This is a genomic window from Schaalia odontolytica, from assembly GCF_005696695.1.
GTDB classification, from domain to species: Bacteria; Actinomycetota; Actinomycetes; order Actinomycetales; family Actinomycetaceae; genus Pauljensenia; species Pauljensenia odontolytica_C.
On sequence record NZ_CP040006.1, the window covers coordinates 2202922 to 2218554 of the forward strand.

A 15633-nucleotide genomic window follows, 5' to 3' on the forward strand; every position below is an offset into this window, starting at 1 on the left:
GATGCTCGGCACCTATCTTGACATTCTGCGTTACCGCCAGTCCTGGAAATTCTCCGCGGCTGGACTTGTGCTACGCATGCCGATGTCCATGGTGGGATTGTCAACAATCCTCATGGTGCGCACCGAGTACGGAAACTACACGCTGGCCGGCGCGGTTTCCGCCGTCAACATCATCGTCATGGCACTGTGCGCGCCCATCCTCGCGCGCCGCGTCGACCGCTACGGGCAGCTGCGCGTCATGGGCCCCGCATGGACTATCTCGGTCCTGTCGATGTCTGCGCTGGTCGCGGCCGTCTTCATGCACGCCCCGGCGTGGACGCTCTTCATTCCGGCCGCCCTCGCGGGCGCCACGTGGGGGGCGCCCGGCGCGCTCGTGCGCTCGCGCTGGTCGACGATCCTGCACAAGCCCGGACAGCTGACGACCGCCTACGCCCTCGAGTCCGCGGTCGACGAGTTTGTGTACATCGTGGGCCCCGTGCTCTCCACGGTCCTGGGCACCGCGGTGCACCCCGCGACCGGCCTCATTATCTCAATCGTCAGCCTGGCGGTGGGCGGCGCTCTCTTCCTGTCGCGCCGCGGCTCTGAGCCCGCGATCATCCCCTACGATCCCAGCGCCCCGCGCGAGTCCGTTATCCGCAAGCCCGTCGTCCTCGTCATGGCCGCGACCTACATCGGCATGGGCATGACGTTCGGCGCGATGGAAGTGTCGATGGTCAGCTTCACCGAGGAACTGGGCTCCCCCGCGCTTGGCGGCATCCTCCTCGCCCTCTTCTCGATCGGCTCCCTGACGGCCGCCCTCGTGTACGGCGCACGAACGTGGAGGCGCCCCACCTGGCAGCTCTTCGTCATCGGCGTGATCGCGATGGCGATCGGCATGAGCCTGTTCCCCGTGGCGTTCAACGTCTGGACGATGGCCATCGTCATCCTCATCACGGGCCTCACCTGCGCCCCCACGATGACGAACGTCAACGTCATCATCCAGAAGTCCGTCTCCCCCGCAAAGCTCACCGAGGGCCTGACCTGGATGTCCACCTCGATCAACCTGGGTACCTCGCTGGGCACGGCGATCGCCGGACCCGCGATCGACGCGATCGGTGCGCGCGGCGGCCTGTTCACCATGGCCGGCGCAGGGTGGGCGATGGTCCTCCTCATGCTGATCGGCCTGCCCGCGCTGCGTAAGGGCACAGCAGCCACCCCCAAGCCCACGCTGCCCCTCGACTAAGGACGGATTCCCTTCGATTCTTGCGCCCGCACGGGCGCGAGGACCTATGATTGCCCTCATGCGCCTCCGACCGCCCCTCATCGACGACGAATCACCGTCGCTCGCGCTCGCCCTGACGGCAGGCGTGGGTGAATTTGCCTCGTCTCTGCTGGTCGCCGCCATGTCGCAGGGCTGGTATTACCCGGGCGTGGTCGGATTCGGCGGCATCGGCTCCGAGCGCAGCGCCCGCATCCTCGGCCGCGTCCTCATGGCGCGCGGCGACGACGGTCGTTCCTGGCTGCAGACCCGGCGCGGGTGGCGCCAGTTCTTCAACGCGCAGGTCCCCCGCCAGCCCGTACTCATCACGGTCGGCAACGCGCGCCGACTCGCATTCGCGGACCGCGGCGGATTCGTCGACATGACGGTTCTGGGCCACGGCCTCGAACCCGGCTGGCACGACGCGACCATCCAGGTCCTGCACGCGGGCGACGTGCGTGCGCTCGGCCTGTCCGAGGACACCGCCGCCAAGCTCGCGACCACTCTGCGCACGGCGACCCCGTTGCCCGCCCCGGCCTCGGCGATGTACGAGCGCCCCCGCAAGGGCCGCATCCGCGCCGGCCGCCCCACCTCCGTACGACTGCGCATCGTGTCGGATCATGAGCATTTCGGCGTGGTTTCCGACATCGATGACACCGTCATGGTGTCGATGCTGCCGCGACTGGTCACGGCCGCGAAGCACGCCTTCCTGGACCGCGTGTCTTCACGCGAGGCCGTCCCCGGCATGGCGAACCTGCTGACGACGCTGACGACGTCGTCGGCCTCGTCGGAGGGTGTGCCCGAGGGCACCCACTCCCCCATCATGTACCTGTCCACCGGCGCGTGGAACGTCGTGCCGACGGTGCGTTCCTTCCTGGAGCGCTCCGGCTACCCGGCCGGCGGCTTCCTCATGACGGACTTCGGCCCCTCGAATACGGGATGGTTCCGTTCGGGGCCGGAGCACAAGCGCCGCGAGCTGCGCCGCCTGGCCCGCATGTTCCCGCACATGCGTTGGCTCCTCGTCGGCGACGACGGGCAGCACGACCCGGAGATCTACGCGGAGTTCGCTCGCGAGTTCCCGCAGTGCGTCGCCGGCATCGCGATCCGCTCCCTGTCCGAGATCGAGCAGTTCATGGCGCACGGCAGCTTCGAGGCCATGGTGCCCGACGCCCTGTGGACCGTCCCCGAGTCCGTCCCCGTCTGGTACGGGTCGGACGGCGAGGCACTCCTGGAGAACATACGAGGCCGTGGCACGGCCGGGCCTCTGACCGGCCGCTGAGCGCAACGCCCCCATCGCCCGCGGCTCTCTTCGGTCAACGAGCGGCGCAGCCGATGCGAAAAGGCCGCCCACTCGGGGCGGCCTTTCGTCTGTCTCAGTCCTACTTCGTGCCCGACATCGGTCGGCACTTCGCGGGCTGCTCGATCGAGTCGTTGGACTTGAGGACTCGCTGCACGTCCTCGGCGCTCATCGTGTCGTCGTAGAAGGTGCCGAGTTCGACCTTGACGGTGGCGTCCTCCGCGTCGCTGAGGCGCACGTGGGAGCCGGGGAAGAATCGAGCCACCGAATAGGCGGCGTCCACCGAGTCAGCGCGTGCGGTGATGCGCACCTTGCCGGTGTACTCGGTGTCCGAGTTCGCCGGTTCCTCGGTCTGGAAGCCGGCGGTTGAGAGCATATCCGTGGCCTTGGAGGCCAGGCCCTGGTGCTGAGTCGTGTTGATGACCGTGACGGTGACCTGCGAGGGGGCCACGGGCTTCGCGTCCGCCGTCGGACACGGGATGTCACCGGTCTCGGCATACTTGACCTTGACGGAGAAGTCGTTGCCGAACGGGACGGGAACGATTCCCGTGAACACGAGGGCGGCCGCCACCGCGGCCACTATCATCGCGATGCCGATGACAGCGAACGTCGTGTTCTGGCGCTGCTGACGCTCGCGCAGGAAACGCTGACGCGGAGTGAGGGCAGGGCGGGGCGCGTTCGGAGTACTCACAGTATCCACCCTAGCTAATAGGGGCGGCCCGAGGCCAGACAACGCCCCGTCAGGCACATTACATCTCGCCCACGCGTCCCACTCAGCGTTACAGTTAGGTCACCCTGAGTAACGGGGACATTCCACGCGCTACCGCCCCTCGAAGGGCGCCGACGCGCACGAGGCACCCCGGCCTCGTTCACCCCCACCGAAAAGAGGACCGCGATGAGCTTCCTGGATTCCGACCTGCTCGCCCGCATCCACGAGCGCGCCGCCGACGCGGACGCCACCAACGCCTACCCCGAGAAGGATCTGGAGGAGCTACGCGAGGCCGGATACCTGTCGGCCTTCGTTCCCACCGAGTTCGGTGGCGCGGGCCTGAGCCTCACCGAGATCGCCGCCGAGCAGACGGCCCTGGCCAAGGCCGCTCCCGGCACGGCACTGGGCATCAACATGCACCAGATCATCGTCGGCCTCGGCCGCTACCTGGGCGCCCACGGCAACGCGCGCGGTGAGCAGATCCTGCGCGACGCGGTCGCCGGCGAGGTCTTTGGCTTCGGCATCTCCGAGCCGGGCAACGACCTCGTGCTCTTCGGTTCGACGACGCGCGCGACCGCGACCGCAGACGGCGGCTACTCCTTCGAAGGCACCAAGATCTTCACCTCCCTGTCCCCCGTGTGGACGCGCCTGCTCATCTTCGGGCGCGCGGAGACCGAGGAGGGCCCCAAATCCGTGTTCGGCATCGTCCACCGCGACGACGAAGGCTACTCGATCAAGGACGACTGGAACACGCTGGGTATGCGCGCCACCCAGTCCATGACGACCCTGCTCGAGGGCGTCACCGTGCCCGAGGAGCGTATCCTCACGATCACAGATCCCGGCCCGAGTGCCGACCCGGTCATCTTCGGCATCTTCTCCCACTTCGAGATCCTGCTGGCCGCCACCTACCAGGGAGTCGGCGAGCGCGCGGTCGAGGTGGCCGCCGAGCACGTGGCGAAGCGCCGCTCGGTGAAGAACCAGACGACCTACTCCAACGACCCGGACATCCGCTGGCGCATCGCCGAGGCCGCCCTCATCATGAACGCGGTCGGCCCGCAGATCCGCGAGCTTGCGCGCGACATCGACGAGGGCGTGGACCGCGGTCGCTCGTGGATGCCGCAGCTGTCCGCCGCGAAGAACGCGGCCGCCGAGGCCACGCTTCGTGCCGTCGAGCAGGCCATGCGCGCGTGCGGCGGCAGCGCCTACTACAACACGCACGAGCTCTCGCGCCTGTACCGCGACGCGCTCGCCGGCCTCTTCCAGCCCTCCGACCAGGAGTCCCTGCACGCCGCGTGGGCAAACCTGATCCTGGGCCCCATCGAGAAGGCCCAGTAGGCTTGCGCAGACTTAAGGGGCGGGCCCGAGGATGTCCTCGGGCCCGCCCCTGTTATGCGCGTGATGTCAGTCGTTCCAGCTGAACTTCTGGGGACCGATCTCGCCGGTCGTACCGGTCATCCAGCCGCCGCGTGCCAGCGCGAACGACTGGCCGGTCTTCGTATTCCAGCAGCTAATGCCATCCTGCGTGGAGTGGCAGGCGTAGTCGCCCTTGGCCGCTGCGGCGCCGTACGCGAGGGCGTTGCCGCCGCCCGGCACCGCGGCCTCGCAGGACTGGCCCGCCTTGTCCTTCGAGGCGGTGAGGACGCCGACCTGGCTGCCGGAGCAGGAGGCGTATCCGTCCTCGGCCCAGTCGGATTCCTTGATGCCGCAGCTAACGCCGTCAGCGGTGAAGGAGCAGGTGATGTTGCCGGACGGGGACGAGAAAGAGTCCACGGTGATCGCACCGGCGGGCGCCGGGTACTTGACGGGTTCCTCCGTGGTCGCGCTCGGTGAGGGCGTCGCGTGTGCCGGCGCCGAAGAGGAGGCCGAGGGGGTCGCGTCCGAGCTCGTGGCCGGGCCCTCGTATCCGCGCGTGAAGACGTAGATGACGAAGCCGAGGAGGATCACTGCGATCAGGCCTAGGATGCCCAGGACGAGGCCCATCATCGGGAAGCCACGGCGTTCCTTTTCTTCCTTCGGCGCAACCTCCTGCGAGGCAGTGGGCTGCACCTGGTAGGAGGCGCCGGCGCCCCGGTAGGCCTGCGGCGTGGACTGGGGCCGCGCGGGGGTACCCGACGCGCTCGGGTAGGACGAGCCGGAGGACGCGCTCGGGTAGACGGCGGTCGCCTCGGGATCCTGTGCTCCCTTGCTGCCCATGATGGAATGACGCTGCACCTGGGCGACGACCTGCTCGCGAGCACCCACCTGCGGGACGGGAGCATTCGTGCCGACGACAGCCGAGTAGGGGGTGGTGCGCTCGACCTGCGAGTAAGAGTTCACGCCGCCCTGACCGAGGACGTACATGCCGGATTCGGAGGTGCGGATCGACGAGCCGGCGACCGCGCCGGACACGTCTCCGTGCATGACGAGGTAGCCGTTGGAGTCGATGTAGCCGTCATAGTCGTCGCGAGCCTCGAGGGCCGCGTTGACCTGCGGGTCGTTGAACTGGTGCAACCAGTCGAGCAGCCCGCGGTACGCGTGCGGATGCGCGGCCACGACCGGGCGCAGCTCGGGGTAGCGGTACGCCAGCTGGCGCAGCGCTTCGGCGTCGGTCGACGGGTCCTGGGCAGCCGCCGCAGGATCGTCGAAGTGCAGCTCTTCAGCCATCGAAACTCCAGACTTCATGGTCACGAGGTTGTTACACAATACCGCGATCAGTGGTCACAAGTGAAACCTTCCCCATATTTTTTCCCAACATGCGGCGCTGTCACTTGACAAATGCTCTACGAGTCCCCACGGAAGATAAACCTGTCAAAGTCCAGCGTTTCGATGTCCCGCGCGAGGGAACGAACCTGGTCATCCCACCCCGGCCTCGTCGCGGAAAAGCCGTCGGGCGTCCCCATGTCGCGCGCCTGCTGAAGGGCGAAGGTCCTCGCCCCCATCTCGCGTGCGCGCGCCGCCACCTCGAAGCCGTCGCCAGGCCCGTCCGGGTAGACGGTCAGGCGCACCTCGTGGTCCACCTCGGGGTGGGCCAAGACGATGCCCAGCGACTCCCACGCCTGCTCGCCCGCGCCGCTGCGGCCGGCCACGGCCTCGTAATTGCCCCGGGTCGCCTTCACGTCGATGCCCACCCAGTCGACGAGGCCCACGCCGAGCAGCTCCTCGAGGCGCCGCGGATAGGGGCCCGCGGTATGCAGGCCCACGCCAAAGCCGAGCTCGCGCACGCGAGCCATCGCCGCCCCGAGCGCGATCTGCCGGGTCGCCTCGCCGCCGGAAAACACGACGCCGTCGAGGAGGCCGCGCCTGCGCGCCAGCAGATCCTCGAGCGCGCTCCACGCGACAACACCCGGGATGCGCGGGTCGATGATCGCACTGTTGTGGCAGTACGGGCACGCCCACGGGCACCCCTGCAGGAACAGGGACGCCGCGAATTTTCCCGGCCAGTCCACGGTCGACATCGGCACGAGGCCGGCGATCTGCAGGTCGTCCGGCGTCCACTCGCGCGCAGCCCGCCCCCCGACGAGGCCGGGGACGCCCAGGCTCAGCGTGCCCTCCCGGGTCGCCCCGGCCTCGTCGTCATGGGGACGGGCGCCCACGTCAGCGACTCCCCGCGGGAGGGAACGCGCTGACGAGCTCACCGTGCGCATCCGCGGCGCTCTCGGAGAACATCTGACGCTCGTGGTACTCGCCCTTCTTGCCGATGTTGAAGGACTGGACCGGGCGGAAGTAGCCCATGACGCGCGTCCACACCTCGCAGGCCTGCGGCTCCGAGTGGGGGTGGGCGGCTGCGCACTTCTCGCACGTGAAGTGCTCGCCGGCCAGGTAGCCGTGAACCGGGCAGATCGAGAAGGTCGGCGTGATCGTAATGTAGGGGACCTTGAAGGCCGTCAGCGAGCGGCGCACCATCTCCTTGCAGGCCTCGCCCGAGGAGACGCGCTCGCCCATGTACAGGTGCAGGACCGTACCGCCCGTGTACTTGCCCTGCAGGACCTCCTGATCCTCGAGGGCCTGGAACGGATCATCCGTGTAGCCGACGGGAAGCTGCGAGGAGTTCGTGTAGTAGGGCTCGTCGGGCGTGCCCGCCTGGATGATGTCAGCGAAGCGCTTGCGATCCTCCTTCGCGAAGCGGTAGGTCGTGCCCTCCGCGGGGGTGGCCTCCAGGTTGTACATGTGGCCGGTGGCCTCCTGGAGCTGGACCATGCGCTCGCGCACTCGATCCAGGATGCGCACGCACATGTCGAAGCCGCGCGGGTCCGTCAGGTCGTAGGCGTCGTCGCTGAAGTTGCGCACCATCTCGTTCATGCCGTTGACGCCGATCGTCGAGAAGTGGTTATCGAGCGTGCCCAGGTAACGCTGCGAGTAGGGGAAGAGGCCGTGGTCCATGTGGTACTGGATGGTCTCGCGCTTGATCTCGAGGGACTTCGAGGCCAGGTCGATGAGCTCGTCCATGCGCGTGACGAGGCCCTCCTCGTCCCCCTTGTACAGGTAGCCGAGGCGCGCCATGTTGAGCGTGACCACGCCGATCGAGCCGGTCAGCTCCGCCGAGCCGAAGAGGCCGTTGCCGCGCTTGAGGAGCTCGCGCAGGTCCAGCTGCAGGCGGCAGCACATGGAACGGATCATGTGCGGGTCCAGGTCGGAGTTGATGAAGTTCTGGAAGTAGGGCAGGCCGTACTTCGCGGTCATGTCGAAGAGGGCGTCGACATTCTCGCCCTCCCAGTCAAAGTCGGGCGTGATGTTGTAGGTCGGGATCGGGAACGTGAAGACGCGACCGTCCGCGTCGCCGCCCGTCATGACCTCAATGAAGGCGCGGTTGATGAGGTTCATCTCCCGCTGCAGCTCACCGTAGGTGAAATCGACGACCTCGTCGCCGATGAGGGGGTGCTCGTCCGCGAGGTCGTCCGGGCACGTCCAGTCGAAGGTCAGGTTCGTGAACGGGCACTGGCTGCCCCAGCGCGAGGGCACGTTCAGGTTGTAGATGAGCTCCTGCATGCACTGCACGACGTCCTCGTACTCCATGTTGTCCAGGCGCACGAAGGGGGCCATGTAGGTGTCGAAGGAGGAGAACGCCTGGGCGCCCGCCCACTCGTTTTGGAGGGTTCCGAGGAAGTTGACGATCTGGCCGCAGGCCGAGGAGAAGTGCTTGGGCGGGGCCGAGGCGATCGCGCCGCCCACACCGTTAAAACCCTCCTGGATCAGGCGCTTGAGAGACCAGCCGGCGCAGTATCCGGCGAACATGTCGAGGTCGTGGATGTGGTAGTCGCCCTCGCGGTGGGGGGCGCCGATCTCGGGGGTGTAGACGTGTTCAAGCCAGTAGTTGGCGACGATCTTGCCCGCCGAATTCAGGATGAGGCCGCCGAGCGAATACCCCTGGTTCGCGTTGGCATTCACCCGCCAATCGGAGCGGTCGAGGTACTCCTGCACGGTTGCGATGGCGTCGACGTCGTAGCGGGGTGCGCTAGTCATTGTTCTTCCTGTCTTGATTCCGTTGCGTGCTGCGGGCTGCTGGGCACTGGGTGGGAGATGTGTGTGGTGTCGTGGAACTGTGTGGGGCGACATGCGCCTCTCGCCCTACCGTCGCTTCGGTGGGCGGCGGGCCGGTACTGCTGTTCGGTCGCATGATCGACACGTCGTGGATGCTCCGCCCTCGCGGGACGAGGCCGTGGCACTGTGGGTGGAGGTGGTTTCCTCCGCCCGGTGCGAGGCTCCCCTAGGTCTAGGGACGTGCGATCATCAAGCACTAGATGTAGTGCTTGATGCGAATGGTGACCACAATATCTAGTGTCATACGTGCGTCAGAAGCGCGACGCGCGCGGCGAGCAGTTCCGCTCATCACGCGCGCGCTTTTTCGACATATACTGAGGACCAACGTCCCGTTGCGCAGCCACGCCCCGCGCGCCCGCCGACAACACAGCGAGGCCGCAACCGGAAACCCGGCCACGGCCTCGTTGATCGATGCGAATCAGATGAGGAAGGGCAGCTTCTTCACCAGCCCCAGGCCCTTCCACCACGCGCCCAGGCCGAGCGTGTCGCCCGCACTGGTCAGCGGAATCAGGATGAGAACGAGCGCGTAGACCAGGTGCTCGTTGACGACCGGATTGAGGGAACCCCACACCCAAGGGGCGACCGCCGCATACATGAAGCCCAACATGACGACGCCCGCGACAGCCGCGAGGCGCGTACCGATCCCCAGCAGGAATGCCAGGCCGATACCCAGGAGGCCCAGCATGAACAGCCAATCCATGGCGGGCATGGCCAGCGACTCGAAGAAGGAGGCCAGGGGCTTGCCGGTCGTGGCGCCCGTCAGGTAGCTCTGCGCCGGCGTTCCGCCGTTGATCCACGCGCGCGAGGGGCCCGTCGAATAGTGCAGGCCGAACGTCTTGTCCAGGAACGACCACAGGAAAATGAAGCCGACCGCGATGCGCAGCAGGGCCAGGACGAAGCGCGCGGGCTTGGAGGTGACGACGGCTGATGCGGGACGAGGCATGTCGGTCCTTTCGGGACGGGTCTGCGGGTGGGCGTTGTATGGGCGTCGACGGCGTGCTGCCCTCCTCCCATTATCCACTGGCCAAACCCTGCAACGCCAGGGGCGGTTCAGTGAGCATGAGGCCATCGAGCAAACAACTGCGCACAAGTGGCGGCCCAGTGAAACCCGTGGCACCACTGCTCAGGCATCCAGGGGCAACCTTGAAACCAGCATCGCCTTTGCTCGCCCACAATGCCACAAAAACACACATTTCGGGCGAGCAAAGGTGATGGCGGTTTCACCCACGCACGAATACCGGGACGCAAAGGTGACAGCGGTTTCAGCCCGGCAACGCGTTGCACCAAAAAGGCAGGCAATGCACCAGTTCGCGTGCCATTGCGGAGACGAGCCCCCTCCCCCGCAATTTCGCACGTAATTCGATTGGACGAAGTTTCAACAAACTCTGAAAACACTGCAATTCCAACGATCTGAATTCAATGTTTGAAAGAGTCGCGGGGGAATTACGTGCGAAATTACTGAGCGGCGGCGGGGCCTGGCCGGGAGTCGAGACGACGCGCCAAGCCACCCAGCACACCACAAGCGCCACCGGTGAGGAGGGCGCCGGAGGGAGCTGCCGCGGTGCCGGTGGGCGGTGGCGGGGCCTGGCCGGGAGTCGAGACGACGCGCCAAGCCACCCAGCACACCACAAGCGCCGCCGGTGTGGAGGGCGCCGGAGGGAGCTGCCGCGGTGCCCGTGGGCGGTGGCGAGGCCTGGCCGGGCTTCGAGTCGACGCGCCGAGCGAAGCTCGCGGCGCGGACGGCTCGCGGGCGGGCCGCCGCCCACCGGCACACACAGCGGCCGGGCCCTCCGGCGCCCGGAACACCCGTGGGGCAACAAGCAACGCCACAGATCAGGCGACGCTCAGCAGGAATTACTCGCCCGCGAGGCGGTCGACCTCGTGCATGATGAGGCCACACACCGCGCTCACCCACGCGACGGCTGCGACGCCGAGGACGCGCGAGCGCCAGGGCCTCACCTGCAGGAAGTCCTCGAAACCGTAGCCGGATCCTGGGGACGCGGCGGACATGCTGAAGCCCCACATGGCGGCGCCGGTGGCCAGCAGTGCGATGACGATGAGTCCAAGGCTCGCCCACACCATGACGCGTTGGACTTTCGCTCCGTGTCGGGGGCGCCGCTCGATGGGCGACAGGGCGAGGGCCCACGCTCCAGCGATGAGGGCGGCGGTGATGACGTCGGAGGGGCGGTGCCAGCCTTCCATCATGACGGACACGCCCATGAGGGATGTCCACGCCCAGCCGATCCACGCGGACGGGCTGCGGAACCACTGGGGCGCGACGACGATGAGGGCCAGCGACAGGGTGACGGCGACGGTCGTGTGCCCGGAGGGCAGGGAGTTGCCGGCGCCGGTCGTGACGCCCAGATTCGGGCGGGTGAGGATGTAGTCCTTGAGGATCTGGGTCGTGATGTTAGCGCCGATGACAGCGCCGAGGGCGCGCCCTGCGAGCGTGGGCCGCCGTCGCGCAGCGGCGACGAGGGCGACGACAATGCCGGCTGCGACCATGACGGGCACGGACACGATGCCGGTGATGAGGGTGGAGAAGGCCTCGTAGCGCCTCGCGGAGCGCATGGTGCCTTCCATGAGGATCGTGTCGAGGACCTGCCCGGGCGCGGTCGAGAGCGCCACGTGGCTGATGAGCATCGTCAGCGCCAGGCAGGCGGCAACTCCCCCGAGGCGTCGGGCGAGCTTGCGCCGGTACCAGGAGTCGGAGGTCAGGCGACGAGGCTGGGACCCATTCGCCGGGGCCTCGCCGTTGGTCTGGGGGCCGGGAGCACGCCCTCGGGTGGGCCGCTGGGTAGCGGGGGTGCGCTCCGCTCGGGAGGAGCGGCCGGCGGTCTCGGCGGATGCCGACGAGCGCGCGCGGGGGCGCACGGGGCGTGAGCCTTTGGTGTAGGACTCGTCGACGGTGGGGTCGGAGGGCAGGGCGGCGTTGGGGTCGTCCATGGTGTCCTCCGTTCGTGTCGATGCGTTATTTCGTATCCACTGTAGTGGAGGGACGCGCGGGCGCGTGTATTGGTTTCGCTTTCTCACGAATCGAAGGCAAGCACACAGCGGGTGGGCACCCTGCGCACCTGCCCTGGCCTCGTCGAAAAGGCGCGGAAGGCCCCGTGTCAAGACTTGTCGGACAACGTGGGCGCGCGCGGGAGAGAGGCCTCGGTTACAGTGGGGGTGTCCGATTCTGTATGTCTCACGCGGGAGTTGTCAGTGGCTGCATCTTCACCTGTCAGCACCGATCGCATTCGGGATTTGCTGCGTTCCCGGGACGTGCGTTTCGGCGACTACAACGAGGGCGAGCTGGCGTATCTGACGCCGAACGCCGCTTTTTTCTGGAATGCGACGAACCCTCAGATTTTGCAGTTGCGCGCTCAGTGGCGCGGGATTGCGCGCACGCCGGAGCAGTTCGGTGAGCTTGCCCGCGAGGTCGCGGCCTGCAATTCGACGCGCACTGGCCCGAAGGCGTACTTGGCGCCCCTGGAGGATGGCACGCAGTACGGCCTGATCGCGGAGTGCAACGTCGTGGTCATGTCGGGGCTTACGCAGGCTCAGTTGGATAATTTCTTTGAGACGTCCATGTCGATGATCATGGGTTTCTTCGCAGATCTTGAGGTGACGTTGCCCGGGTTCGTGGATTGGGATTCCCAGGGTCGGGAGGTGTCGCTGTGAACGTTCCGTACGTGGTGCCCGAGGACGACGTGACCCCCTACCCGGCCGATTTTGAGCGGGTCGTTCAGGCCGTGCGCGAGATGGGTTACGCGCTGGACGTGATCGAGAAGGGGCGCGCGGCGGGCGCTATTTTTGACGAGATTCCTTTCCTCGTGTCGTTCGATGCGGCGGGGCGTTTCCTGTCGATTCGTGCGCTGTGGGAGTCGGATCTGCCGGCCGAGAGCGCGGAGCCCGCACTTTTTGCGACGGCCGACAATTGGAATCGCGAGAAGTATTTCCCGACGGTGTACACGGCGACCTCTCCGGAGGGGACGCTGGGCGTGTACGCGGACTTCGTGGTGGACACGGAGGCCGGCCTGTCGGATGTGCAGCTGCGTGACGCGATTTCGTCGGGTATTTCGACGGGTATCGCGGCGATCCAGTACGTGAAGGAGTCCGCCTCCGAGGCACTGGGGCTCGGTGAATCCGGGCGCGAATGAGCGCTGACCTGCCACCCGCTTCTGAGACGTCTTCGTCGAACGAGGCCGGGGCTTCCTCGCCCGATCAGGCGCAGCAGGGCCTGTCCTCTCCTTCTCCCGCGCACCTGCTCGATGTTCTGGAGCGCATGAGCGCCGGGGATGATCGGCTGCTCGGCCACGTGACGCTGCCGGGCCGATCGGGGAAGATCGCGGATTGGCCGCAGTGGGTGTCGCCCGCAGTCGTGGACGCGTGGGCGCGCCGGGGCGTGGAGCGCCCGTGGATCCATCAGCGCGAGGCCTTGGACGCTGTGCGCGAGGGCCGCGACGTCGTGCTCGCGACGGGCACGGGGTCAGGCAAGTCGCTGGCCGCGTGGACGCCGATCCTCTCCGACCTGGTGGAGGCCGAGGATTCGTCGCGCATTTCCGCGATTCACCGCCGCCCGACGGCCCTGTACCTGGCTCCGACGAAGGCTCTGGCGGCGGATCAGCTGGCTTCGCTGATGTCGCTTCTCGGCCAGGACGACAAGCCCGCCGACGCGCAGGCGAGCGCAGACGCGGAAGGGAGCCCCGGCCTCGTCGATGAGAGGCTGCGCCGCGTGCGCGCGACGACCGTGGACGGGGATACTCCGCGCGAGGCGAAGGAGTGGGCGCGGGCGGGCGCTGACCTGATCCTCTCGAACCCTGATTTCCTGCACTACGTGATGCTTCCGTCGCACCAGCGGTGGTCACGTTTCCTGGCATCGCTGCGCCTCATCGTCATCGATGAGGCCCACCATTGGCGAGGCGTGACCGGCTCGCACATTGCGCTGGTCGTGCGCCGACTGCTGCGCGTCGCCCACCACCTGGGCGCGGATCCGCGCGTCGTCATGCTGAGCGCGACCGTGCGCGACGCGGCGGCGGTGGGCCGCGCGCTCACGGGGCGCGACGCGGTCGCCATCACCGAGGACGGCTCGCCGGCGGGCGCCCACGAACTAGTCCTGTGGCAGGGCGCGATCATGGCCGACGAGTCCGAGGTCGACATCTCTTCTTTCCTGGAGGCCCTCGACGCGCCGCCCGGCACGGCCACCCTCAAGGTCCCGATCGTGCGACGCAGCGCCGGGGTCGAGGCCGCCAACCTGGCCACCGCTTTCGTCGAGGAGGGGGCGCGCCTCCTCGCCTTCGTGCGTTCTCGCGCGGGGGCCGAGGCCGTGGCCGCTCAGGTGCGCGACCGGCTCTCGGCGCGTGGTTCCGCGGACGCGGGCCGGGTGGGAGCGTATCGCGGCGGTTACCTACCCGAGGAGCGCCGGGCGCTCGAAGAGGCGATCCGCACGGGAGAAGTACGGGCGCTCGCCACGACGTCCGCGCTCGAAATGGGCCTGGACATCTCGGGCCTGGACGCGACGATCACGGTCGGCTGGCCGGGCACGCGCGCGTCCCTGCGCCAGCAGATCGGCCGCGCGGGTCGCGCGGGCGCGCCCGGAACCTCCGTGCTCATCGCTTCCGACAACCCGCTGGACGCGTACCTAGTGCGCCACCCGGAGCACATTCTCGGCGAGGTCGAGGCCTCCGTCATCGACCCCTCCAACCCGTGGGTGCTGGCACCGCACGTCGCAGCCGCGGCCGCCGAAATGCCGATCACGGCGTCCGATATCACCTACTTTGGCCCGGAACTGCGAGGCGTCACCGAGCGCCTCGTCGCCGACGGGTACCTTAAGCGCAGGCCCTCAGGGTTCTTCTGGGACGCCACCAGGCCCGAGCGTCCCAGCGACCTCACCGACCTGCGCGGAGCCGCCGGCGACGTCCAGATCGTCGACGCGGCCACCGGCACCGTCATCGGTACGATCGACCAGGCCTCCGCCGACGCCCACGTCTTCCCCGGCGCCATCTACATCCACCAGGGGCGCACCTTCCACGTCCTGAGCCTCACCTCCCTCACCACGCCCGCCGCTCCCGCCGCCCAGGGGTGGCCGCGCGCCCTCCTGCCCGAGGCACCGGGCGGCACCCAGGGAACCGAGCACCTCGGGGGCGGGGAGCGGGAGGGGGCCCAGGCCTCGTCGATCATCATCCCGCCCGCGCGGACGGGCGACGCGCGCGTCGCCCTGGTCGAGGAGGTGCGCACTCCCCTGCGCACGCGCTCGGCGACCCACACGAGCGTCGAGGTCTGCGCGATCGAGGAGACCTACGTGTGCGGGGACGGCACGGTCACCTGGCATCACGGGCCGACGAACGTGTCGACGCGGGTCACCGACTACGACCTGCTGCGCCTGCCCGGGCTCGAGTTCATCCGCAACATCGAGCTCTTCCTGCCCACCCACACCCTGCCCACGAAGTCGACGTGGTTCACGCTCACTCCGGCGGCGCTGGCCGCGATGGGGATCGAGGCCGCGGACCTGGCGGGCACGCTGCACGCGACCGAGCACGCGATGATCGGGATCCTGCCGATCGTCGCGACCTGCGACCGCTGGGACCTGGGCGGCCTGTCCACCGAGCTGCACGACGACACGGGCGCGCCCACTGTCTTTATCCACGACGCGTTCCGGGGCGGCGCGGGGCACGTGCTCGCCGGCTTTCACAGCGCGCGGTCGTGGGTGGCCGCGACCCTCGAGGCCGTCTCCTCCTGCGACTGCGAGTCCGGGTGCCCGCGCTGCGTCCAATCCCCCAAGTGCGGCAACGGCAACGAACCCCTGTCCAAACAGGGCGCGATCACGCTGCTTACCTACCTCCTGGAGCGCGCACCGGGGGCGTAATGCACGTTGCCTTTTCGGTAACC

The 15633-nt window shown here is 68.0% G+C and carries 12 protein-coding genes; 6 read left to right on the forward strand and 6 right to left on the reverse strand.

The features are described from left to right. The first annotated feature begins 1 nt into the window (after window position 1). The gene (locus FBF35_RS09760; RefSeq protein ID WP_060565931.1) at window positions 2-1222 is read left to right on the forward strand and encodes an MFS transporter; all 1221 of its coding nucleotides are present in this window, start codon (window positions 2-4) and stop codon (window positions 1220-1222) included. Window positions 1223-1268: 46 nt separating this feature from the next. Beyond that, window positions 1269-2516, forward strand: coding sequence for an App1 family protein (locus tag FBF35_RS09765; RefSeq protein WP_060565932.1), 1248 nt, complete (start codon window positions 1269-1271; stop codon window positions 2514-2516). A gap of 100 nt (window positions 2517-2616) precedes the next feature. Here FBF35_RS09765 and FBF35_RS09770 read toward each other — a convergent pair whose 3' ends face one another. Further along, window positions 2617-3225: a LytR C-terminal domain-containing protein gene (locus FBF35_RS09770; protein WP_187348952.1), complete on the reverse strand. Its 609-nt coding sequence runs from the start codon at window positions 3223-3225 to the stop codon at window positions 2617-2619. 204 nt (window positions 3226-3429) lie between these two features. Between FBF35_RS09770 and FBF35_RS09775 the strand changes: the two genes are divergently transcribed. Further along, on the forward strand, window positions 3430-4578 hold the full coding sequence (locus FBF35_RS09775) for an acyl-CoA dehydrogenase family protein (protein ID WP_060565934.1): 1149 nt from the start codon (window positions 3430-3432) through the stop codon (window positions 4576-4578). Window positions 4579-4644: 66 nt separating this feature from the next. On the opposite strand, the gene FBF35_RS09780 is transcribed toward FBF35_RS09775, so the two are convergent. From FBF35_RS09780 to FBF35_RS09810, 5 genes are all read right to left on the reverse strand, one after another. Then, on the reverse strand, window positions 4645-5886 hold the full coding sequence (locus tag FBF35_RS09780) for a hypothetical protein (RefSeq protein WP_060565935.1): 1242 nt from the start codon (window positions 5884-5886) through the stop codon (window positions 4645-4647). Window positions 5887-6002: 116 nt separating this feature from the next. Continuing rightward, window positions 6003-6866, reverse strand: a complete 864-nt coding sequence (locus FBF35_RS09790; protein ID WP_060565936.1) for an anaerobic ribonucleoside-triphosphate reductase activating protein — start codon at window positions 6864-6866, stop codon at window positions 6003-6005. Then, complete coding sequence (locus tag FBF35_RS09795) at window positions 6817-8682, reverse strand: ribonucleoside triphosphate reductase (RefSeq protein WP_060565937.1); 1866 nt, start codon at window positions 8680-8682, stop codon at window positions 6817-6819. The genes FBF35_RS09790 and FBF35_RS09795 overlap by 50 nt, the downstream gene beginning before the upstream one ends. A 496-nt stretch (window positions 8683-9178) precedes the next feature. Further along, the gene (locus tag FBF35_RS09805) at window positions 9179-9703 is read right to left on the reverse strand and encodes a DoxX family membrane protein (protein ID WP_007589743.1); all 525 of its coding nucleotides are present in this window, start codon (window positions 9701-9703) and stop codon (window positions 9179-9181) included. 911 nt (window positions 9704-10614) lie between these two features. Beyond that, entirely contained in the window at window positions 10615-11706 is a 1092-nt protein-coding gene (locus tag FBF35_RS09810; protein WP_060565939.1) for a phosphatase PAP2 family protein, read from the reverse strand. Between the two features lie 261 nt (window positions 11707-11967). Here FBF35_RS09810 and FBF35_RS09815 point away from each other — a divergent pair, with 261 nt between their 5' ends. From FBF35_RS09815 to FBF35_RS09825, 3 genes are all read left to right on the forward strand, one after another. Continuing rightward, a complete protein-coding gene (locus tag FBF35_RS09815) occupies window positions 11968-12426 on the forward strand; it encodes a YbjN domain-containing protein (RefSeq protein WP_034512581.1) in 459 nt (152 codons plus the stop codon). Continuing rightward, window positions 12423-12905, forward strand: a complete 483-nt coding sequence (locus FBF35_RS09820) for a YbjN domain-containing protein (protein ID WP_060565940.1) — start codon at window positions 12423-12425, stop codon at window positions 12903-12905. The genes FBF35_RS09815 and FBF35_RS09820 overlap by 4 nt, the downstream gene beginning before the upstream one ends. A gap of 125 nt (window positions 12906-13030) precedes the next feature. Further along, complete coding sequence (locus FBF35_RS09825) at window positions 13031-15610, forward strand: DEAD/DEAH box helicase (RefSeq protein WP_060566409.1); 2580 nt, start codon at window positions 13031-13033, stop codon at window positions 15608-15610. Window positions 15611-15633: the final 23 nt, after the last annotated feature.

Bases quoted from the DNA above. Each gene is read 5' to 3' on its own strand.
- FBF35_RS09760 (WP_060565931.1), top strand. From the start codon at position 2: ATGCTCGGCACCTATCTTGACATTCTGCGTTACCGCCAGTCCTGGAAA.
- FBF35_RS09765 (WP_060565932.1), top strand. From the start codon at position 1,269: ATGATTGCCCTCATGCGCCTCCGACCGCCCCTCATCGACGACGAATCA.
- FBF35_RS09775 (WP_060565934.1), top strand. From the start codon at position 3,430: ATGAGCTTCCTGGATTCCGACCTGCTCGCCCGCATCCACGAGCGCGCC.
- FBF35_RS09780 (WP_060565935.1), bottom strand. From the start codon at position 5,886: ATGGCTGAAGAGCTGCACTTCGACGATCCTGCGGCGGCTGCCCAGGAC.
- FBF35_RS09790 (WP_060565936.1), bottom strand. From the start codon at position 6,866: ATGCGCACGGTGAGCTCGTCAGCGCGTTCCCTCCCGCGGGGAGTCGCT.
- FBF35_RS09795 (WP_060565937.1), bottom strand. From the start codon at position 8,682: ATGACTAGCGCACCCCGCTACGACGTCGACGCCATCGCAACCGTGCAG.
- FBF35_RS09805 (WP_007589743.1), bottom strand. From the start codon at position 9,703: ATGCCTCGTCCCGCATCAGCCGTCGTCACCTCCAAGCCCGCGCGCTTC.
- FBF35_RS09810 (WP_060565939.1), bottom strand. From the start codon at position 11,706: ATGGACGACCCCAACGCCGCCCTGCCCTCCGACCCCACCGTCGACGAG.
- FBF35_RS09825 (WP_060566409.1), top strand. From the start codon at position 13,031: ATGAGCGCCGGGGATGATCGGCTGCTCGGCCACGTGACGCTGCCGGGC.